A 21941-nucleotide genomic window follows, 5' to 3' on the forward strand; every position below is an offset into this window, starting at 1 on the left:
AGAGATGTTCTGCGAAATTTGTATATTAATTTCATAGAATAGGAGTATTTGTTAATGTATGACTTGATTCAGCGGAAATCCTTCATTTTTATAAGTGGTGGGATGAATGTCGAATATACATTCATACAGTGGGGATTCACTCCTCCAGCTGAATCAAGTCATAGCTTCCGGCGGATGTCACGGATTTTTAAAGGAGCTTTTTCGAGTGTGCTCGAAGAAATTTGGACGCAATTACGCCTTGGCGTAATTGATGGAAGTAAAGTAGTCATTGAAGAAAGAGAAAACAGGGGGAAGTCGAATGAAGAAGAAAGTGTGGATTTGGGTCTTAAGTGTTGTTGGCGTTTTAGCGATCGCCACAACGGTCTATTTTGTGACGAAAGGTAAATCGGCAGGAGGATTTGAAGAAGAGTTTGAAGGTATGGGTGGTGTCCTTGCTCAAAAAGCGGCTGAACGTGATTTAGGTGAGTCGATTTTAGTGACGGGTAAAGTTGTTCCAGAAGAAGAGCAAAAAGTGTTTTTAGAAGCTGAGAATGGTGACATCCACGAATACTTAGTAACCGAAAACCAGGTTGTCAGTGCTGGAGATCCGCTATTTAAATACGATGTGACTAAAATCGACGCAGAATATAACAAAGCGGTGCGTTCGAGAGATTTAGTTCAAAGTCGCTTAAAAATCGAACAAAATGAAATTGCTGATATAGGCAAGCGTTTGGCGGATATGAAGAAGAGAGTGAAAAATAACGATGAAGTGACACAAGAAGATGTCAACATGCTCGCAAAAGAAAAAGTGCAACTTGAAATGGGTTATGAAGGGACGAAAGACGAACTCACTTCAGCCCAGGAGGCGATCAATGAATTGATGGCCCAAAAGAAAAGTATGACAGTTGTCAGTAAGATTAACGGTATTGTTGTAAAGGTCAATAAAAACGTTGAGAAAACAGAGACAGGCTCAAGCGAACCGGTTATTCATATTATCTCCAATGAGCCGTTTAAGGTTATTGGAACGATGAGTGAATTTGACACGGTGAAAATTCAAGCAGAACAACCTGTTATTGTGCGTCCGAAAGTGTTTAAGGATCGAGAGTGGAATGGCGTTGTAGAATCTGTTTCTCAATTCCCAGAAGGCGAAGGTGGCGGTGATGACTTTGGCGGTGGTGGCGGCAATGTCACGATGTATCCGTTTAAAGTGGCCATTACAGATGACACATCCGAACTTCGACAAGGTTTTCACGTCTCAATGGAAATTAAGCTAGGAGGCGCACAAGTACTTGCTGTACCGCATATGGCGCTAATGATGGATGAAGAAGGACTTGAATACGTCTATGTACTTGTAGAAAACGTATTGGAAAAACGTGTCGTGCAAACTGGTGAAATGAATGATGAATTCATTGGGATTACAGAAGGTATTGCTGTAGACGAGCTCGTCATCATTAATCCAGATGAAAGTATGCATGAGGGAATGGAAGTGGATACCTTTGATGAAGTTGAGTGATATAAAAAAAGTCTATGGAAATGGCTCGTTAAAGGTACCAGTGTTACATGGTATTGATTTAGAAATTGAAGATGGTGAATTTGTCGCGATTATGGGACCTTCCGGGTCAGGGAAGTCGACGCTCATGAACATTATCGGTTTCCTAGATACGCCAACAACCGGATCATACGAACTGAATGGTGACAACACAAGTACGGTCAAAGAAAATGCGCTGGCGGGATTAAGAAATAAGCATATCGGCTTTGTCTTTCAACAATTTTTCCTACTTCCTCGGCTAAATGCCTTGAAAAATGTCGAATGCCCATTGGTGTATGCGGGTGTTTCGAAACGAGAGCGCATAGAAAAAGCGAAGCAAATGTTAACGAAGGTTGGGTTGGAAGATCGGATGGGGCATTTACCAAGTGAACTATCTGGCGGACAAAAGCAACGGGTCGCGATTGCGCGGGCGCTTGTCAACGATCCAACTATCATCTTAGCGGACGAGCCTACAGGTGCATTGGACTCAAAAACGAGTGAACAGATTATGGAATTGCTCGTTGAACTAAACGAAGAAGGAAAAACGGTCATCATCGTCACGCACGAAGAGGAAATCGCTGCGTATACCGATCGAATCATCACGTTAAAAGACGGTCTGATTACCGATGATCGGAGGAAGACGTCTTGAGTATTTGGGAAAGTTTAAAAATTGCTTTTTCTTCGATCTGGAACCATAAAGTACGCTCCATTTTAACGATGCTCGGGATTATCATCGGTGTCGGGGCGGTTATCATCATCGTTGCAATCGGTGAAGGGGCAAAGCGTCAAATTGCGGAAGATGTATTTAGTACCGATAAAAACGCCATTGAGCTTTATTATGAACCAATGATGTCAGAGGATGGCACAGAGATGGATTATGAATGGCCCATGGTGACAGGAACGGATCTAGAAGCACTCCAAGATTTGCCGGGGGTCAAGGCGGTACTCGGGACGAATCAGAGTTGGGCAACGATGGCGCATAACGAAGAACAAGCGGATATGATGATTACAGGTGTGGATGAACATTACTTTGCGGCGAAAGGTATTTCAATGCTTGAAGGAAGAACCTTTACGTCTAGGGATAATGAGAGCATTAACCGAGTGGTGATGATTGACTCGGTCACGAGAGACAAATTCTTTCATGATGGGGAAGATGTCATTGGAGAAATTATTGAAGTGGCAGACAATCCTTATAAAGTGATTGGCGTATACAAATCGACAATTCCTGAGGAAATGCTACAGTATGATGATTTCTCAAGTGGTGAAATGCTCATGCCAAGGACATTGGTCTCCATGATGTTCGGAAATTATGAAGTCGACAATATTTCGGTCATTGGCGATTCGCCTGAAACGCTGACAGAAACGGCACAGTTAGCTGGGGACACGCTAACTGAAGTGATGAAGTTAGAGAATGGTATGTATACAAGCTATGATATGGGCGATTATGAAGCAGAGCTTGAAAGCTATTTTACGACGATTACGTTGTTCATCGGTAGTATTGCCGGCATCTCGCTCTTAGTAGGTGGCATCGGTGTCATGAACATTATGCTCGTATCGGTTACGGAACGGACGCGGGAAATTGGTTTGCGAAAAGCATTGGGGGCAACAAGAGGAAGAATCTTGCTACAGTTCCTAATCGAATCGGTCACGTTAACTTCTTTAGGCGGACTGATTGGAATTGGCTTTGCGGCAGGTGCAACGTTTATTGCTTCTCAATTATTGCCTTTCCAAGCTGTCATTAGCCCGTTAGTTGTTGTGATAGGTTTCTGTTTCTCGGCCTTTATTGGCATTGTGTTTGGAATCCTTCCAGCTAACAAAGCTTCTAAACTAAGTCCAATTGAAGCGCTACGGTATGAATAAATGAGAAGAAAAAGCTCGAATCGTTTGTTGCTGATTCGGGCTTTTTCTTCATAATTGTATCCTTTTTTCAAAAATGTAATTGCTATAAAAATGGTGCTGCCTTATAATGAGGAAGATTGTGACAATTGAATAGTAGATATTTTGGTTCTTTGCCCTTCGGTAAAGATTAAAAAGGAATCAGGTGAAAATCCTGAACGGACCGGCCACTGTAAATGGGAAGTGACTTCTATTTAACGCCACTGGTGTAACAACTGGGAAGGCAGAAGAAACGATTCAACCCATAAGTCAGGAGACTTGCCAAAGTATACATGCATTATACCTTCCAGGAAAAAGGTTGCATTGTGTATCTTTGAATTTATTCATTTATCGAGAATACATAGCTCTTACCTCTTTTTCTGGGGGTGGGGGCTTTTTTGTTTATAAAAAAATAAACAGGAGGGATTCAGGATTACCATCGAAAAGACCTGAAAATAGGGAGGATTGGCAATTGGAGACGCTACATAAACAGTTGATAAAAAGTTTTTCAATCATGATGAGTTTGTTACTTGTATTTTCGATAGTAGTACCGACAGTTCAAGCTACAGATACTGAGGAGAGAGAGGAAAGTAATCTTCTCATCGAAGCGTCGGAAAGCACTTCACTAGATACAATGATTCAGGATACGGTTCGGTATTATCAATCGACTACTACGAACCTTGTATCGTGGTGGGAAATGGTTGCCTTATGGGGGGCTGGCGAGAATTTAGCGAATGGTTCTTGGTCATTGCCAAGTTGGCAAACAAAAGATCCTGGATTGAAGGAAGACACGTTTGATACGGAACATATCCGTTATATATTTGGCTTGCTAGCGATGGGGAAAAATCCTTCGCAAGCATGGGAAACCGAGAGGAACTTGTACGCTGAATTGGCCGCACAGCAACAAGAAGATGGCTCAATTGGGGGTATGAACAAACATGCATGGGCAATGCTTGCATTAGATGCCGGCGAGAAATTAGGCCATGATACGGGAACTTGGGATAAAAGTAAGAAACAACAAGCGCTAAAGTACGTGTTGGATTCGCAAAAGGATGACGGCGGCTTTGCTCTTTTTGGTACTGAATCTGACACGGACATAACGGGGATGGTATTACTTGCGCTAGGAAACTATCGAGGGGATAGTGCTGCAGATGCAGCTATTGAACGAGCGAAGGCATATTTGAAATTACGACAGTTAGACTTAGAGAATGGTGGATTTAATTCTGCAGGCAGATTCGGAATGGGGGATAATGCTAACAGTCTTTCCACTTCTGTTTCAGGACTAGTGGCAGTTGGAGAAAATCTATTAGTTGAGAAGTGGACTGTGAATGGAAATACCATAGTGGATGCCTATAAAGGTTTCCAATTAGAAAATGGCGGGTTTAAGTGGAAGCACGACGATGCAAAAGTAAACGGGATGGCGACAGAGCAAGCACTCATTGCTTTGACAGATATTCAAACAGGGAAATCAGTGTGGCAACGAATTGCTGAACCGAGAGTAGAAGAGAAACCAGATGGAGAAAACGCCGTTCAATTAGCGATTCAAAGCGCGAGCGAACTAATGATTCAGAAGGGGGTTGTGAGTGAATGGCAAGCAATTGGGCTTGCGAGAGCTGGTATTGAGGTACCGGCGAGTTACAACAATTATTTTAAGGAAAACTTGAATAGTCAAGTCATTACCAAGGTAGGTTCTGGAAGACTGAAAATTACTGATGTCGAACGTTTAGCAATTGCAGCGGCAGCACTTGGACTTGATGCACGCAATGTTGACGGACAAGGGTTTAGCTTAATCGACAAGATCCATACAAGTGAGCATTGGACATGGGAAAATACCGATAGCATTCTTTATCAAGGTAATAACGGTATTATTTTTGCGCTTATTGCCCTCGATTCAAAAGCGTTTGCAGTCCCTGAAGATGCAAAATGGACGCGGGATAAGCTTGTTGCTGAACTATTAAAGAACCAAAAAACAGATGGTTCATGGAGTCTGCAAGCATCTACATCAGGATCGACAAGTATAGATATTACTGCAATGGCACTCACTGCATTAGCTCCTTATCATCACAAATCAGACGTGAAAAATGCAATCGATAAAGCAGCAGCTTTTATATCAACTGCGCAAGGTCCGACAGGCGGATTTAACGAAGTATTTGTGGGTGGGATTTCCAGTGAAGCGACATCACAAGTCATCATTGGATTAACAGCTAATAATATCGATCCACGTGGTGAGCGGTTTACAAAAAACGGTACCGATTTAATTGACCATTTATTGAGCTTCAAAGCGGATGATGGTGGTTTTAAACATATAATGGATGAAAAGACATCCAATGGTATGGCAAATGAGCAGGCCTTACAAGCGCTTGTCGCATTTGATTTATTTACAAAAGGTGAAGGTCGACTGTATGACTTTGGGAAAGAAGTTCAACCTGACCCAGAAACGGGCGTCATGCCAGTACCACCAGGCGAACCATTTGAATTAAACGATAGCTTCCAACCGGATACTAGCAAGCCCGTCATACTTGCTTTTGCGGGAAATAATGAGCAATCATTGCCAAAGGTTACGGCAGAACGTGGAAAAGCTAAGTTAGAGATTCCGGCAGGTACACAAGTGACGTCAACAGATTGGGATGGGAAAATTCAAGCACCAACAACGCTAGCAACGAGTGAGAGCGTTAAGGCAACTATTGACGCAAAATTGGGAGATAGAAAAATCGCGAAAATGGGCAGTCATATAAAAGTTGGTGGAGCTAAACCAATTCACTTTAATGACTATGTCACGCTTACGCTTAGTGGTTATGGAGCCAATGAAGCGGGATTGATAAACACTTCGGGTACATTCGAATTGATTAAAAAATATTCGACAAAGGCCGAGGCAGCAAGTGCGACACAGGATGTCTATGCCTATCCAGAGGGCAATGATCTCATTATTAAAACCAAGCATTTTACGGAGTTTCTAACGTTTGAAACGGAAGCTGTAGAACCAGAAAATCCGGGTACGGGTGGTGGCGGTGAAACGACTCCACCAGCTACAAAAACGGTAACACTTTCAGTTGAAAAACGAACGATGGACGGTACGGACATTATCAAGGCGATGGATGTATCACTACAAAGTGGAGATACAGCGTTTACGTTATTGAAAAGGGTCGTTGGTGAAAAAGGAATTTCAATCGATTATATTGGTAACGGAGCGACATTGTATGTACAAGCCATTGATGGACTAGGAGAGTTTGATGGTGGTCCGGATAGTGGTTGGATGTATTCAGTGAATGGTATATATCCAAATTTCAGCGCAGGACTTTACACACTTCAAGACGGTGACGTGCTTCGTTGGAGATATACAAAAGATTTAGGCCATGATATCGGCGGCGGTTATGTTCCGGAAGGTGGAAATCCAGGTGGCGGTGGTAGTACAAATCCAGAGCCTAATCCCGATGAAGGAGAAATTTTGGTGCCATCTGATAAACCATTCGTGTTAGATCAGGCGTATCAAAATGATGCGACGGTACCTGTCACTGCAAACTTTGGCGAGCAAACGGTGTTACCGCAAGTGACAGCGCCGCGTGGCAATACATTATTAGAAGTTGGACAAGGCACAAAAGTGACATCGGATTGGGATGGTAAGCTTCAATTGCCGACTAGCTTGAGTACAACCGGATTCGATTTGCAACAAATCAATAAGGTTTTAGGACTAAACGGTCTGACCGTTTCAGCACTTGATTTTCGTTTGAAAGTCGGCGGCGCTAAAACCATCACTTTCGATCAACATGTGACGTTGACATTAAAAGGTCGAGGGGATATGGAAGTTGGTTTCATTGATGACAAAGGTAATTTTAAACTGATTAAAAAGTATCCATCAGCTATTCGTGCAACAGATAACGAATATGCATATCCGAGCGGGAAAGATTTGATTATCCAAACGAATCACTTTACAGAATTCGTTACTTTTAAACCAACAGTCATTGACAAACCGATTGAGTTTACGGATGTCGGCAACAACTGGGCGAAAGAATTTATCGAAAAAGCAGCCCAAACTGGGGTTATTAAAGGTTATCCAGATGGAACGTTCCGTCCGAATAATACGATAACACGTGCGCAGGCAGCATCGATTGTCGTTCGTGGTTTAGGATTGACGACGGACAAGTCAGCGCCGTTCCAAGATATCATCGGCTATGACAAAGAAACGCAGCAGGAAATTGCGGCTGCTTATCAGCATGGCATTGTTATTGGACAACAAGGGAAATTCAATCCCGGCAATGAAGTGACGCGGTCACAACTCGCGCTGATGTTACACCGTGCGTATACGCAAAAAACGGGGAAAGAATACGTCACGAAGCAAACAGCTCCGTACCCAGATATTGGTGGCTATGATGAAGAAACAGTTAATGCGATTTCGATGTTATATGAATTAGAAATTGCGACAGGTTCTGATGGAAAGTACAAGCCGGCTGCGGCGACAACACGTGCGCAAGCGGCAAAAATGTTTGTTAATTTCTTTGAGCATTTGGAACGTTGATCCACCATTGAACGCGCCAGTTGCCGCCACAATTCGAAGGACGCGAATGGTGTCGGTAACTGGACACTGGTGAGAGATAGGAATCTTAGAAGGGGGTTAATAAATTGACGTTATTAGAAAAAATGACGACTAGATTACTAGTTATGATGTTGGTTTGTGCACTTGTTTTAACACCGATAAGTCTTGCACAAGCAGAAGAATATGAGCAGGTAGCAAATGGTGCACAAAGTACTGCAAATGTACTTCAACCTGTCATTGATGCGGCTAGTGCCCAAATGATAGGTCAAGGGATTGATAGTGAGTGGCAGGCGATTGGTCTTGCACGGGCTGGAAAGGTCGTTCCGAAAACGTATGAACAAGCGTATCTAGAACATTTACAAGATCAAGTGCTTACGAAATCCGGAAAAGGCCGGATGAAAATTACTGATGTCGAGCGTTTGGCGATAGCGGCAGTCGCGATTGGCAAAGACCCGACGAATATCGATGGCAAAGGCTTTAACCTGATTGAGAAAATCTACAACAGTGAGTCATGGACAACAGGCGCGGACAGCCTAACATTCCAAGGGAATAACGGCATTATTTTCGCGCTTATTGCACTGGATTCACAAGCATTTGAAGTACCGAAAACTGCGAAATGGACACGTGAGAAACTTGTAGCGGAATTGTTGAAATACCAAAAAGCAGAAGGTGCATGGAGTTTGTCAACGTCGACAACCGGGGCAGCGAGTTATGATATTACGGCGATGGCACTTACGGCTTTAGCTCCTTATCGTGAACAACCAGCAGTAAAAGTGGCAATTGATAAAGCAGTTACTTTTTTGTCAAAAGAACAAGGTCCAACTGGTGGATTTAATGAGGCATTTGTTGGCGGGATTTCAAGTGAGGCTACTTCCCAGGTCATTATTGGTTTGACGGCGAATGCCATTGATCCAAGGGGAGCGCAATTTACGAAGAATGGCACGAACTTGGTCGATCATTTATTGGGCTTCCGTACACAGGATGGCGGATTTAAGCATACGATTGAGGACAAGCAATCTAATGGGATGGCAACGGAGCAAGCGTTACAAGCACTTGTAGCAGTGGAGCTTTATACAAAGGGAGCGGGATCACTTTATCATTTTGGCAAGAATCCTGTAAAGCCTGACCCTAATCCAATTCCGTTTCTAGATGTCAAAGGGCATTGGGCCATTGATTTTATCCGACAAGCAACGGAGGCTGGCATCATAAAGGGCTATCCAGATGGCAGTTTTAAACCGGATGCCCACTTAACACGTGCACAAGCCATTTCAATTATTGTACGTGCGTTGGATTTGAAAGGAGAAGCAACGTCCCCGTTTACGGATATTGGAGGTTATGCAAAAGAGACGCAAGCGGAGATAGCGGCGGCATATCAGCATGGGCTTGTTGTGAATCAGAATGGTAAGTTCATGCCTGGAAATAAAGTGACGCGTGCACAAATTGCGCTTATGTTGGCGCGTGCGTATGACTATAAAACAGGCGGCAAATACAACGCTTCCATTAAAGTTCCTTATTCAGATATCGGTAGCCTTGATTCGGAAGCGGTGAATGCTGTTTTGATGCTGTATGAGCTTGACATTGCAACGGGGGCAAACGGAAAATACAATCCAGGAAACCCAACAACGCGTGCACAAGCGGCAAAAATGCTCGTCAATTTCTTTGATGAAGTGAAATGAAATCGATCATTTCCATAACGAGAGTGAAGGAGGGGCATCGTTGAAACGCCATCTAAAATTATGTACGTCATTGCTAGCATTTTTTTTCATGGTGTTCCTGCTAAGTGCATGTGGAACCTCATTGGAGAAGCCAACAGGGTTAGAGGATTTGGAATTTGAACAAGAAGAGCTAGCTGATGAAGAGCAGTTGGAAGAAACGCAAGTTCTTGCTACAGATGGAGTAGCGGATACGTTAGAAGGGGAATCGACTGAGGTACCAGATGCGCTACAAACTGAACAAGAACAAGCGGATCCGCAAGAGCAAGCGACGGCAGTGCCAAACGACAAACAGCAAAATAAGACATCGGAAGCGGAGAGTGCAGGCACGAAGCAACCGGCGTCGAAACCGGTTGTTGACCAGAAAAAGCCGTCTACGACAACGCCAGTTCCTCCTGCGACACCACCGGCAGAAAAGCCTGTAGAAAAAGAGAAACAACCAGAATCCAAATCGAATGCCATTACCTATTCGATTGTTATCTCATCGACTGAGATTCCATTAGAAGCAACCGAGATGGAAATTACCGATGGAGATACGGTTCTTAAGGCTTTAATCGCCATTACGAAAGAGAAGAAGATTCAAATGGATTACAGGGGCGGGCAAGGGGCCACTGCCTACGTTGAGGGAATTGACAATGTCTATGAATTTGATAGAGGGCAAGGAAGTGGCTGGATGTACCGTGTTAACGGTATATTCCCAGACCGTGGTGCGGGTGTCGTTCCTTTGTATGCGGGGGATATCGTCGAATGGATGTATACGACGAATCTTGGTGTCGATATCGATGCGAATTTAGAGCCGTTTCGTCGATAACTTCGCTTATGTAAAGCCGATCTATGTGTGTAACAAACACACTGGATCGGCTTTATACGCTGCTTGGGTACTATGGTGGTCCTAATGAGGTTCGAGACGGTCATAAAGCCCATCATGACGGTCATAAATAAATGAACAAAGGAGCTTTTTTAGATAAATCGGGAAGCACTTTTGTTCTACTAAATTATGAAAGGCGGTGTGCATGCATGGAAAATGGTTTTCGTGGCTACCATCCATTCGTCATTTTTTTCTATTACGTTTGTGTAGGGGTATTGGCGATGTATTTCAATCATCCAGTATTTTTGGCAGTTGCTTGTCTATTGTTAGTCGGCGTCAACCTAACGCATGACAATGGCAAGGCATTGCGAAAATGGATTCCGATGTTCGTGGGGATGAGTGCGGTCATTATTTTGGTGAATCCATTTTTGAACTCTAGAGGCACAACCATTTTCTTTTACTTTCGAGGAAAACAAGTGACGCTTGAAGCGACGTTATATGGGGTTGTGATGTCGATGTCGCTCGTACTGATATTGCTAATGTTCATTTCATTTAACCTTATTTTAAATGGCAATAAGTTTCTCTTTGTCTTCTCAAAGTTTCTGCCAAGGACTGCTTTTTTAACAATGTTGGCTATTCGTTTTGTTCCCCTTTTAAAAGGGAGGTTGGATGAAATTAATGATGTCCAGCGCATTCGAGGAATGACAATGGCAGCGGGAACGGTGCGGGAGCGTGCCAAAAACGGCATGGTGATGATGCAGATTTTATTGACATGGTCGTTGGAGGAAGCGATTGAAACGGCAGATTCCATGAAAGCGAGAGGTTATGGAATCGGGAAGAGAAGTCCATATGTCCCTTATCGAATGACGAAATGTGATAAAGGATGGCTGATGACATTATTGACTCTTTTTACGCTGTGCATCGTGGGCGGGTCCCTTGGCTATGGAAAGATTATTATTTATCCGGAGCTTGGAACGCTTAACTTCTATGTAATCGATTGGATTTTGCTTGTTTGTATGGTGATTATACTGTCGTTTCCATTACTCGTTGAAGGGAGAGAGCAAGTGAGATGGAAGTTTTCACGATAAAAGATGTATCTTTTGGATTCCCAGACACGACTGAAAAAGTGCTGAAGCATGTTAATTTGAACATTACGGAAGGCGAATTTATTGTGTTATGTGGACCAAGCGGTTGTGGAAAGACGACATTGTTGCGTCTGTTGAAGAAGGAATTGGCTCCTGTTGGGGATTTGACTGGTAACATTCGTTACGCGGGAAAACGTTTGGAGGACTGGGACGATCGCATATTAATTGAACAGATTGGTCTCGTTTTTCAAGATCCTGATAACCAAATTGTGATGGATGAAGTGATGCAGGAAATTGTTTTTGGCTTGGAGAATCTTGGGTATTCGAATTTCGAAATGCGCAAAAGGGTTGCAGAAATGGTGCACTTTTTCGGTATGGAAGGCCTTTTGCGATTGAAGCCGTCTGAACTATCAGGTGGACAAAAACAAATGCTTAATTTGCTGTCCGTTTTGTTATTAAAACCAAAAGTATTATTACTGGATGAACCGACTTCTCAACTCGATCCAATTGCGGCGAAAGAGTTGATAGGTATGCTTGAAAGGCTAAACAAAGAAATGGGCATTACGATTATTTTAGTCGAACATCGGTTGGAGGAGTTATTTGCAGTTGCGGACCGTGTATTGATGATGGACAGCGGAGAAATATGCTATGAAGGAAATAGTAAACAGCTTATTTATGAGTTGTACATGCAACAGGATCAGCGATACATTCCCTATGCGCCCTCCATTTCAAGGCTTTATATGGAGTTGGAAACGGCTCCAGAAGAACAAGGAATCCCTTTAACCGTGAAAGAAAGTAAGGGGTGGCTAGCGACGTTGCCGAATGCGATGGATGCAGAAGCAGAACTGGCCATAGACGTGAAGTCATCGGAAAAGAACAGTATGTTAGCGGTAAAGGATGTCTATTTTCAGTACGATAAAAAAGGAGAAATGATTTTAAAAAATTTTACATTACATATGAATAAAGGGGAGTTTTTTGCATTGGTCGGCGGCAATGGTTCGGGGAAGACGACCGCACTTAAGGCTTGTATTGGAAGTATCAAACCTCAGCGTGGAACAGCGCGCTTGGAAGGGAAAGACACGAGCAAGTTGAAAGGCAAGGAGCTTTATGAAAAAATTGCGTATTTGCCCCAAAATCCACGGACGTATTTTATGCACGATACGATTGAAAAAGAGATGCAAGAGGCAGTTATCCGTCACAATATTCAAGAAGGTGATGCAGTCATAACAGAGCTAGTAAATGCATTTGGCATTGCGCATTTACGCCATCGTCATCCTTATGATTGTTCAGGTGGGGAAGTGCAAAAAGCAGCACTTGCGTGTATGTTGATTGGCAAGCCAGAGATGTTGTTCATTGATGAGCCAACGAAGGGACTTGATCCGATTTCTAAGGCCCGTTTTTCGGAGGTGTTGTCGAAGCTTCATAAAGACGGTTTGACGATTATGATGGTGACGCATGATATTGAATTTGCGGCTGAAAATGCGGAAAGGTGCGCGATGATGTTCGATGGAGAAATCACTGCGGATGGTACGCCAGAACAACTGTTTAAAGGGAATTATTTTTATACGACGGCGATCAATCGTGCAACTCGTATGAGTCCCGTGCGTGAAGTGTTGACGTTAAGGGAGGCTGAGGCGACATGGCTCAATCTGGTAAGTACTTAGCCTTTGTGTCGATTGCGATTGTGGTGCTGTTGGTGTCGTCTATTGTGCTCTTTAATTATAAAGCTTATTTACTTTTAAGCTTTGTCATCATTGGATGTATTATGTTACCGTTTTTCGCCCGTTTTGAAATCCGAGAAATTGCGGGACGAGAAGTTGTGCTATTGGCGATGTTAGCGGCGATTGCTGCGGTAGGGCGGGTGCCTTTTGCGGGGTTACCAAGTGTGCAACCGACATCGTTTGTCATTATTATGGCGGGGCTCGTATTCGGGGCGGAATCAGGTTTTATCGTAGGGGCGGTTGCGGCAATTGTTTCAAACTTTTTCTTAGGCCAAGGTCCTTGGACTCCATGGCAAATGTATGCATGGGGCATGATTGGTATGAGTGCAGGTCTGCTACGCAATACGTGGTGGATGAAGAAAATGTGGGGCAAGTGCTTGTTTGGCTTCGTCTGGGGCTATCTTTTCGGCTGGTTTATGAATATGTGGATTGTCGTTAGTAACCTGGAGAGCTTTACAGGGGAATTTTTTGTAGGAATCTATGTCTCAAGCATTTACTTCGACCTTGCACATGGTTTATCAAATGTGTTCTTCTTGGTGGTATTTGGCGCAAGTTGGTTGAAAATATTAGAACGATTTAAACGGAAATATGGTTTGTTGGAAGTTGAGGGCTAATATTTTACTATGCAAGGAACTTGTGCTAAGCTGTAGCTAAGTTAATAAATTCGGTTTGAGCGAATGAGAGACCTGACAACACCATTGTAAATAGACAATGGTGTGTTCAGGTCTCTCTTTTTTTGTTCCGACGAATACGATATAAAATTGAGAAGGAGACAACATATAATGACGAATTTATCAGCAGTGGAAAGACATGTGACGTTCGATACGATGGCAAGTAAGGAGTTCGATGTGCTAGTTATCGGTGGAGGAATTACGGGTGCTGGGATTGCTTTGGATGCAGCAACACGTGGGTTAAAGGTTGCCCTTGTGGAAATGAAGGATTTTGCTTCGGGTACTTCAAGTCGTTCGACGAAACTGGTGCATGGTGGGTTACGTTATTTAAAACAATTTGAAATTAAAGAAGTAGCGGAGCTTGGGAAAGAGCGCGCGATTGTTTATGAAAACGGTCCGCATGTGACGACACCTGAATGGATGCTGTTGCCGTTCCATAAAGGCGGTACGTTTGGAAAGTTCTCAACTTCTTTTGGTCTGAGAGTGTATGACTTTTTGGCGGGTGTGAAGAAGTCGGAAAGAAGAACGATGTTGTCTGTAGAAGAAACGATTCGACGCGTACCTATCGTGAAAAAAGAAGGGTTATTAGGCGGCGGCGTCTATGTTGAATACCGTACAGATGATGCACGTTTAACGATGGAAGTCATCAAAGCAGCATCGTCAAATGGGGCTGTTATTGCGAATTATGCGAAGGCTGAAAAATTTATTTATGATGCGCAAAACAAAGCAGTAGGTGCTGAAATCGTCGATACGTTGACGGGCAAGACGGTAGCGATTCAAGCGAAGAAAATTGTTAATGCAACGGGCCCGTGGGTGGATAAAGTGCGAGAACTCGATGGCTCAAAAAGCAATAAGCACTTAATTTTATCAAAAGGTGTCCATCTTGTATTCGATCAAAAGGCGTTTCCACTACAACAAGCAGTCTATTTCGATACGACGGACGGGCGCATGGTGTTTGCGATTCCGCGGGATGGGAAAACATATGTAGGAACGACAGACACATTTTATGATGGTGATCCAGTAACGATGGATATTACGCAAGAGGACCGTGACTATATCATGGGCGCGATTCGCTATATGTTTCCTGATTTGTCTATAACGGAAGCGGCGATCGAATCAGGCTGGGCAGGCGTTCGTCCACTGATCCATGAGGAAGGGAAAAATCCTTCAGAAATTTCGAGGAAAGATGAAATCTGGGAGTCGGAAAAAGGTTTGATTACGATTGCAGGTGGGAAGTTAACAGGGTACCGTAAAATGGCGGAGACAGTTGTAGATATGATTGTCAGCAAGTTGAATGGCACAGGCGACAACAAATGGGGTTCATGTATCACGAAAAACTTGCCGATTTCGGGTGGAGACGTTGGTGGATCTGCCAATTTACCACGATTCTTGGATGGAAAAGTACAACAAGCGCAAGGTTTAGGGTTAACAGAACAAGAAGGGCGCAAACTTGCGAAGATGTATGGTTCGAATGTTGAGCGTGTTTTCGCTTATTTACAGGATGAAGGTACGCGTTTACCGAAGGTTTTATATGCACAAATGATGTATGCCATTCATCATGAGATGGCTGCCAAGCCGACGGACTTCTTTATTAGAAGAACAGGCGATTTGTTGTTTGATGTCGCAACTGTGCATGAATGGAAAGAACAAGTTATTTCTGAGATGGTGAAGATTTTCGGATGGACGGAACAACAACGGACAGATTATGAAAAAGAATTGCAACAGGAAATTATCTATGCAACGACTGTAGCAAAGCACTAACTTGCTTCAGCAAATGTTACTGAAAACGAAGTATTAGCTTTAGAAGACTTCATTTTTTCTAAGCAGCTGAATCAAGTTAGAGAAGAAGGCAACCTAAGTACGCCACGTCCTGTGGCAACGGTTGCATGACCGACATCCTGTCGGCCTGCGGATGTCACAGATTTTCAGAGGAGCTTTTCGAGCTCGCTCGAAAAAATCTGGACGCAATTACGCCGAGGCGTAATTGATTAGTTGTATAATGGAGAATGTATGAAGGGAGTGATGAGGAAGATGCCTTTTCATGAACAAAAGATTCTTCCAGCTTTACGACACTTGAAACAGTTAGAGAAGTTACTAGCTAGCCCGTATGAATACATCGTTTTGCTAGAGGTGCACATTAGTAATTTGAAGACCATTAAAAACGAAGCGGATCGAGCGGGGAAAAAACTCATTATCCATGCAGATTTAATCCAAGGGTTGAAAACGGATGATTATGCGGCGGAGTTTTTGTGCAATGATATTCGTCCAGCGGGCATTATTTCGACACGCTCCAATATGTTGATGAAGGCCAAGACGAAAGGGATCATTGCCATTCAACGAATGTTTTTACTGGATACCATCGCTTTGGAGAAAAGTTATTCGTTAATTGAACGGACACAACCGGACTATATTGAAATTTTGCCGGGGGTTATCCCGCAAATTATTAGTGAGGTTCATGAACGAACGGGAATTCCAGTCATTAGTGGTGGATTGATTCGTTCGGAGGAGCATGTTCAAAATGCGTTAGATGCCGGAGCTAAAGCAGTAACGACATCCAACCAACAACTGTGGTCGGCATTTCGTCCATCATCCTCTTCATGAGCCAGTTGACAATCAAATTAAAAACATTGACAGTTGTTTCAACTTTTACTAGTATGTAACTAGGTTAATAAAACAGTGGTTGAGTATTGAGGTCCACATTTTTTCATACCGCATGATGCGGGTGATTAAATGTGGCCTTTTTTTGTTTGTATACGATGCGTAACCGCTTACAAAATTAAAGGGAGGGACAACGAATGACACCATTTTTAGGGGAATTGATAGGCACGATGATTTTGATCATTTTTGGAGCAGGTGTTGTTGGTGGGGTAGTGATGAAAAAGTCGAAGGCGGAGGGCTCTGACTGGATTGTGATTACCGCTGGATGGGGGTTAGCCGTTGCAATGGGTGTTTATGCAGTGGGGAACTTTAGTGGCGCACATTTAAATCCAGCCGTAACGATTGGCATGGCATCCATTGGTAACTTCCCGTGGACGGACGTACCTGGCTACATAGTGGCGCAAATGCTAGGAGCGATTGTTGGTGCGGTCATCGTGTATTTTCATTATTTACCGCATTGGCAGGAAACAGAAGACCCTGATACGAAATTGGCTGTCTTTGCAACATCGCCTGCGATTCGTCACCCGCTGTCAAATATCACGAGTGAAATTATCGGTACGTTCGTGTTGTTATTGGGCTTGTTGATGATAGGCGCCAATGAATTCACAGAAGGCTTGAATCCATTGATAGTCGGTGCATTGATTGTAGCGATTGGTTTATCTTTAGGTGGAACGACAGGTTACGCGATTAATCCAGCACGTGATTTAGGACCAAGAATTGCACATTTTATCTTACCGATTCCAGGGAAAGGTTCGTCTGATTGGCGGTATGCTTGGATTCCGGTCGCTGGTCCTGTCCTAGGTGGTACATTTGGTGCGCTATTTTATCAACAGTTTTTTGAAGGTATTAATAGTCTAGCGTTTTGGATTGTTGGTGCGCTGGTCTTGGCGGTTCTCTTTGCAGCACAATACTCCATTCGGAAAGAGGCGAAAGTAGATGTTAAACAAGAAGTCACCAACAGGGTATACTAATAAAAAAGGGTAAATATCTCAACATCAATTTGCGTATAGATTAAGTAGGACAAAACATGGATTCGGGGAGATAGGATAATGGAAAAATATATATTAGCACTTGATCAAGGGACAACGAGTACACGTGCGATTTTATTCGATAAAGAGGGCAAGATTTTTCATTCCTCACAACAGGAATTTACGCAGTATTTTCCGCAGTCAGGCTGGGTAGAGCATCGTGCAGATGAAATATGGAGTTCGATTTTATCGGTTATCGCAGGTGTGCTGTCTGAAAAGAATATTGATGCGGAGCAAATTGCGGGCATTGGTATTACCAACCAACGTGAAACGACTGTTGTGTGGGATAAACACACGGGGGATCCGGTATATAATGCGATTGTTTGGCAATCACGACAAACCGCAGATATCTGCGAGGAACTAAAAGAGCATGGCCATGGTGATTTGTTTCACGATAAAACAGGTTTGCTCATCGATGCCTATTTCTCCGGTACAAAAGTGAAATGGATTTTGGACAATGTAGAAGGTGCAAGAGAGAAAGCGGAGCGAGGCGATCTATTATTTGGCACGATTGATACGTGGCTAGTTTGGAAGTTGTCTGGCGGGAAAACGCATGTGACGGATTATTCGAATGCCTCACGAACGCTAATGTATAACATTTATGAACTCCAATGGGATCAGGAGTTATTGGACATTTTAGGCATTCCAGCATCGATGCTTCCAGAAGTTCGCCCTTCCTCTGAAATTTACGGGCATACGGATGAGGGGTTATTCTTCGGTCATGCAGCACCGATTGCAGGAATCGCGGGAGACCAGCAGGCCGCGTTGTTCGGTCAAGCATGTTTTGATAGTGGCATGGTGAAAAATACGTACGGTACGGGTTGCTTTATGTTGATGAACACAGGAGAAAAGGCGGTTAAATCTGAGCATGGTTTGTTGACAACGATTGCATGGGGAATTGATGGCAAAGTAGAGTATGCGCTTGAGGGGAGCATCTTTGTCGCAGGTTCGGCGATTCAATGGCTGCGTGATGGACTACGTATGTTCAGGAGTTCAGCAGATAGTGAGCAGTATGCGAACCGTGTCGTTTCCTCAGAAGGTGTTTATGTTGTACCGGCATTTGTTGGACTTGGCGCACCGTATTGGGATAGTGATGTGCGAGGAGCTGTTTTTGGTCTGACAAGAGGGACATCGAAAGAGCATTTTGTTCGTGCTACGTTGGAAGCACTGGCTTATCAAACAAAAGATGTTTTGGATGCGATGGAAGCCGATTCGGGTATTTCCTTGAAAACATTACGTGTAGATGGTGGTGCGGTGGAAAATAATATGCTGATGCAGTTCCAAAGTGATTTGCTACATGTCCCTGTGGAACGCCCTGTTATCAGTGAAACGACAGCATTAGGCGCTGCATACTTGGCAGGTCTTGCGGTTGGCTTTTGGAAAGATCGCTCTGAAATCGCAGAACACTGGCATTTGGATCGAGCATTCCAACCCGAAATGGAACAAGAGCAACGTGAGGAATTATATGCAGGATGGCAAAAAGCAGTGAAAGCAGCGATGGCGTTTAAATGATAGAAAGGAAGGCGTTTCTCGGTTCATCTGAACGGGGAGATGCCTTTTTCTTTGTGATAGTATCATTTTGTATACTATAGCACTTCGAAGTGCGTACTTCCTGAAAGAATTCATTTATGACATACTACAAGACAAGCAGTACTATAAACGTATATAAGGGAGTTTTGCATCGTGGCAATTAAAGTGAAAGCAATTATCGGCAGTACAAGTTCAACGTCATTCAACTTGAAGTTAGTAACATTCATGAAAAATCGTTATGCAGAGCAATTAGATATCACACCTGTTTTCGTGAATGATCTTGAAATGTTTTCGATTGATATCGAAAATAATCCATCGGAGAACGTGATGGATTTTAAAAACAATGTGAAGGATTCAGACGCTGTTTTGTTCGCAGTTCCTGAGTATAACTTCTCTATTCCAGGTGCATTGAAAAATGCAATTGACTGGTTATCACGTGGTGGCGAATTTACACTTCCAGGCAAGCCAGCGTTTATCGTTGGCTCTTCTATGGGGGCATTCGGCAGCATCCGTGCGCAACTACACTTGAGAGAGATTCTTTCAAACCCAACACTAGCACCTGCTTTGTTGCAAGGTAACGAAGTATATATCGGTTCTGTGCATGAAAAAATCAACGAAGCTGGTGAATTGACGGACCAAGCAACGATTGATTTCTTAGATGCAGTTGTGAAAAACTTCGTTGAATTCTACAATAAAAACAATGCTACGGTTCACGCGTAATCGTTGATGTGTAAAAAGAACGTGTTGAATCTATGTGATTCAACACGTTCTTTTCTTATTGTCTAGACTCCAGCGCCTAGGGGCTTGCGCTTTTTTAATTACTGCGCATCATTCAACTCTTCACTATTTCTTTTCTTCTCAATATGAATGGCATGGGTAGTTCCCCATTTATGCATCATATCCAAGACAGGTTGCAAGCTTGTTCCATAATCCGAAATCGAATACTCAACCTTTGGTGGTACTTGTGGATAAATGACTCGATTAATAATGTCTTCATCTTCTAATTCACGTAATTGTTTCGTTAACATTTTTTGTGTAATTCCTGGCATTAATCTTTTTAACTCACTAAACCGCAGTGTTCCTTCTGTCAGTAAATGTAGTAGAATCACGGGTTTCCATTTACCAACTAAGATCCCTAGTGCCTCATCAACCTTACATTGTTCGGGTTCGATTTTCATAATAGCCTCCCATGGTATCTTTTTGTATACTATAGCACTTTTAAGTGCTTACTTACTTTATTGATAGTTTCGTTTCATAATAACATATAGACAGAGTAAATACGATTCCGGTTTTGTAGATTAAACATAAGGGGGACTCGGCATGGTTGCGAGAGGTATTAGAAGTGTAAGGGATGTTGTTTTTCAAGAAAATTCACCGACGCATAAAGTTGGATTGGTCATTGAACCAGGAAATTGGGAGGATGTCGATCCATTCCTCTTGATGGCAGAAGATTATTTTGTGCGAGGTACATTTGGTATGCATCCGCATCGCGGCATTGAAACGGTGACATATGTCATTGAAGGCAAGCTCGAGCATTCGGACAATAAAACCGGTGGAGGAGAGTTGCTACCTGGAGATGTCCAATGGATGACTGCTGGTAAAGGTATTATGCATACTGAGGATCCAGCTGTTGGAGATACGGTTCGTTCGTTGCAACTGTGGGTCAATCTACCAAGTGCTAAAAAAATGACGGAACCACGTTATCAAAATATGCGTGCACAAGATATGTCTGTTCGTCAGGAAGAGGGAGCAACTGTCCGTGTGTTTTCAGGTTCCTCAATGGGTGTAATGGCCGCTACAAAAAATTATGTCCCCGTGACAATGGTGGAGTTAAATGTTGAGGCGGGTGTAACAGTTAAGCAAGATTTACCAGGAAGCTATAATGGATTCCTTTATATCGTAGAAGGCCAAGGAATGTTCGGCAAAGACCGGACAGTAGGCCAAGCAGGACAAGTACTTTGGCTAGAACGTGGGTTGAGTAACGAGCATACTGAAGTAAGCATTCAGGCAACTGAAAAACTACGCGTCTTGCTCTATGCGGGACAACCGATTGGAGAAAAAGTTGTGGCAAGGGGCCCGTTTGTGATGAATTCAGAAGAAGAAATTGTTCAGGCATATAAAGACTACCGTGAAGGAAAATTCGAGTAAGAAATAAGGGAGAGAATTCAATGGATATGTTCAAACAATTAGTAAACGAAAGAAGATCAGCAAATAACTTTTTACCAGATCACTCGATTACACCGAGAGAACTGGATGAAATCTTTAATGTTGTCAAAATGGCTCCATCTGCATTCAATTTGCAGCATACGAATTATTTGGTCGTCATGGATGAAGAATTAAAGGGCAAAGTAAAAAAAGCCGCATTTGGTCAATACAAAGTAGGTGCTGCTTCAGCTGTCATTGTCGTGACAGGCGATAAAGAGGCTTATAAAAACACGGAAAAAGTATACGAAGGCCTGCTGATGCTAGGCATTCTCAATCAGCAACAGTACGATCAGGAAGTGCAGGATGTCATTTCTCTTTATGAAAGTAGGGGAGAGCAGTTTCAACATGACGAAGCGGTTCGCAATGCGTCTTTGTCATCGATGCTATTTATGCTTGCGGCTAAAAATGCAGGATGGGCGACTTGTCCGATGATTGGCTTTGATCCGGAAGAAATCAAGCAAATATTAGACATACCAGATCAGCAAGAACCTGTTTTAATGATTGCTCTAGGGAAAGAAAAAGTCGAAAGCAGACGCCCACGTGGCTATCGAAAGCCAGTTGGTGAATTCGTGAAGTATTATTAATAGGATGCTTCCTTCTGCAAATAAAT

18 protein-coding genes and 1 riboswitch are annotated in these 21941 nt (G+C 43.1%); of the genes, 17 read left to right on the forward strand and 1 reads right to left on the reverse strand.

Annotated features, from left to right (window positions below):
• Window positions 1-54: 54 nt before the first annotated feature.
• The 15 genes from MKY34_RS06035 (at window position 55) to MKY34_RS06105 (ending at window position 19846) form a co-directional block, all read left to right on the forward strand.
• Window positions 55-384, forward strand: coding sequence for a hypothetical protein (locus tag MKY34_RS06035; protein WP_342514304.1), 330 nt, complete (start codon window positions 55-57; stop codon window positions 382-384).
• Window positions 299-1492, forward strand: coding sequence for an ABC transporter substrate-binding protein (locus MKY34_RS06040; RefSeq protein WP_342514305.1), 1194 nt, complete (start codon window positions 299-301; stop codon window positions 1490-1492). The genes MKY34_RS06035 and MKY34_RS06040 overlap by 86 nt, the downstream gene beginning before the upstream one ends.
• Entirely contained in the window at window positions 1476-2156 is a 681-nt protein-coding gene (locus tag MKY34_RS06045; RefSeq protein ID WP_342514306.1) for an ABC transporter ATP-binding protein, read from the forward strand. Before MKY34_RS06040 ends, MKY34_RS06045 begins: the two co-directional genes overlap by 17 nt.
• A complete protein-coding gene (locus MKY34_RS06050; protein ID WP_342514307.1) occupies window positions 2153-3367 on the forward strand; it encodes an ABC transporter permease in 1215 nt (404 codons plus the stop codon). The genes MKY34_RS06045 and MKY34_RS06050 overlap by 4 nt, the downstream gene beginning before the upstream one ends.
• A 125-nt stretch (window positions 3368-3492) precedes the next feature.
• A riboswitch (cobalamin riboswitch) is annotated at window positions 3493-3684 on the forward strand.
• Between the two features lie 170 nt (window positions 3685-3854).
• Complete coding sequence (locus tag MKY34_RS06055) at window positions 3855-7895, forward strand: S-layer homology domain-containing protein (RefSeq protein WP_342514308.1); 4041 nt, start codon at window positions 3855-3857, stop codon at window positions 7893-7895.
• A gap of 104 nt (window positions 7896-7999) precedes the next feature.
• A complete protein-coding gene (locus MKY34_RS06060; protein WP_342514309.1) occupies window positions 8000-9589 on the forward strand; it encodes an S-layer homology domain-containing protein in 1590 nt (529 codons plus the stop codon).
• A gap of 40 nt (window positions 9590-9629) precedes the next feature.
• Complete coding sequence (locus MKY34_RS06065; RefSeq protein ID WP_342514310.1) at window positions 9630-10436, forward strand: DUF4430 domain-containing protein; 807 nt, start codon at window positions 9630-9632, stop codon at window positions 10434-10436.
• A 206-nt stretch (window positions 10437-10642) separates the two neighbouring features.
• Window positions 10643-11521, forward strand: a complete 879-nt coding sequence (locus MKY34_RS06070; RefSeq protein WP_342514311.1) for an energy-coupling factor transporter transmembrane component T — start codon at window positions 10643-10645, stop codon at window positions 11519-11521.
• Window positions 11503-13182 carry an energy-coupling factor transporter ATPase gene (locus tag MKY34_RS06075; RefSeq protein ID WP_342514312.1) on the forward strand — a complete coding sequence of 560 codons (1680 nt, stop codon included), beginning with the start codon at window positions 11503-11505 and terminating at the stop codon, window positions 13180-13182. The genes MKY34_RS06070 and MKY34_RS06075 overlap by 19 nt, the downstream gene beginning before the upstream one ends.
• Window positions 13158-13853, forward strand: coding sequence for an ECF transporter S component (locus MKY34_RS06080; RefSeq protein ID WP_342514313.1), 696 nt, complete (start codon window positions 13158-13160; stop codon window positions 13851-13853). Before MKY34_RS06075 ends, MKY34_RS06080 begins: the two co-directional genes overlap by 25 nt.
• 168 nt (window positions 13854-14021) lie before the next feature.
• Window positions 14022-15671: a glycerol-3-phosphate dehydrogenase/oxidase gene (locus MKY34_RS06085; protein WP_342514314.1), complete on the forward strand. Its 1650-nt coding sequence runs from the start codon at window positions 14022-14024 to the stop codon at window positions 15669-15671.
• Window positions 15672-15941: 270 nt separating this feature from the next.
• The gene (locus tag MKY34_RS06090) at window positions 15942-16511 is read left to right on the forward strand and encodes a glycerol-3-phosphate responsive antiterminator (RefSeq protein ID WP_342514315.1); all 570 of its coding nucleotides are present in this window, start codon (window positions 15942-15944) and stop codon (window positions 16509-16511) included.
• A 194-nt stretch (window positions 16512-16705) separates the two neighbouring features.
• Complete coding sequence (locus MKY34_RS06095; protein WP_342514316.1) at window positions 16706-17539, forward strand: MIP/aquaporin family protein; 834 nt, start codon at window positions 16706-16708, stop codon at window positions 17537-17539.
• A gap of 78 nt (window positions 17540-17617) precedes the next feature.
• Window positions 17618-19108 (forward strand): glycerol kinase GlpK, encoded by a 1491-nt coding sequence (gene glpK / locus MKY34_RS06100; protein WP_342514317.1) that lies wholly within the window; start codon window positions 17618-17620, stop codon window positions 19106-19108.
• A 171-nt stretch (window positions 19109-19279) separates the two neighbouring features.
• On the forward strand, window positions 19280-19846 hold the full coding sequence (locus tag MKY34_RS06105) for an NADPH-dependent FMN reductase (RefSeq protein ID WP_342514318.1): 567 nt from the start codon (window positions 19280-19282) through the stop codon (window positions 19844-19846).
• Between the two features lie 98 nt (window positions 19847-19944).
• Here the strand turns inward: MKY34_RS06105 and MKY34_RS06110 are convergent, their stop codons facing one another.
• Window positions 19945-20304: a helix-turn-helix domain-containing protein gene (locus MKY34_RS06110; protein WP_342514319.1), complete on the reverse strand. Its 360-nt coding sequence runs from the start codon at window positions 20302-20304 to the stop codon at window positions 19945-19947.
• Window positions 20305-20446: 142 nt separating this feature from the next.
• On the opposite strand from MKY34_RS06110, the gene MKY34_RS06115 reads away from it, so the two are divergent.
• Window positions 20447-21274: a pirin family protein gene (locus tag MKY34_RS06115; RefSeq protein ID WP_342514320.1), complete on the forward strand. Its 828-nt coding sequence runs from the start codon at window positions 20447-20449 to the stop codon at window positions 21272-21274.
• A gap of 20 nt (window positions 21275-21294) precedes the next feature.
• Window positions 21295-21915 carry a nitroreductase family protein gene (locus MKY34_RS06120; protein WP_342514321.1) on the forward strand — a complete coding sequence of 207 codons (621 nt, stop codon included), beginning with the start codon at window positions 21295-21297 and terminating at the stop codon, window positions 21913-21915.
• Window positions 21916-21941 lie beyond the last annotated feature (26 nt).

Source organism: Sporosarcina sp. FSL K6-1522 (assembly GCF_038622445.1).
Taxonomy (GTDB): domain Bacteria; phylum Bacillota; class Bacilli; order Bacillales_A; family Planococcaceae; genus Sporosarcina.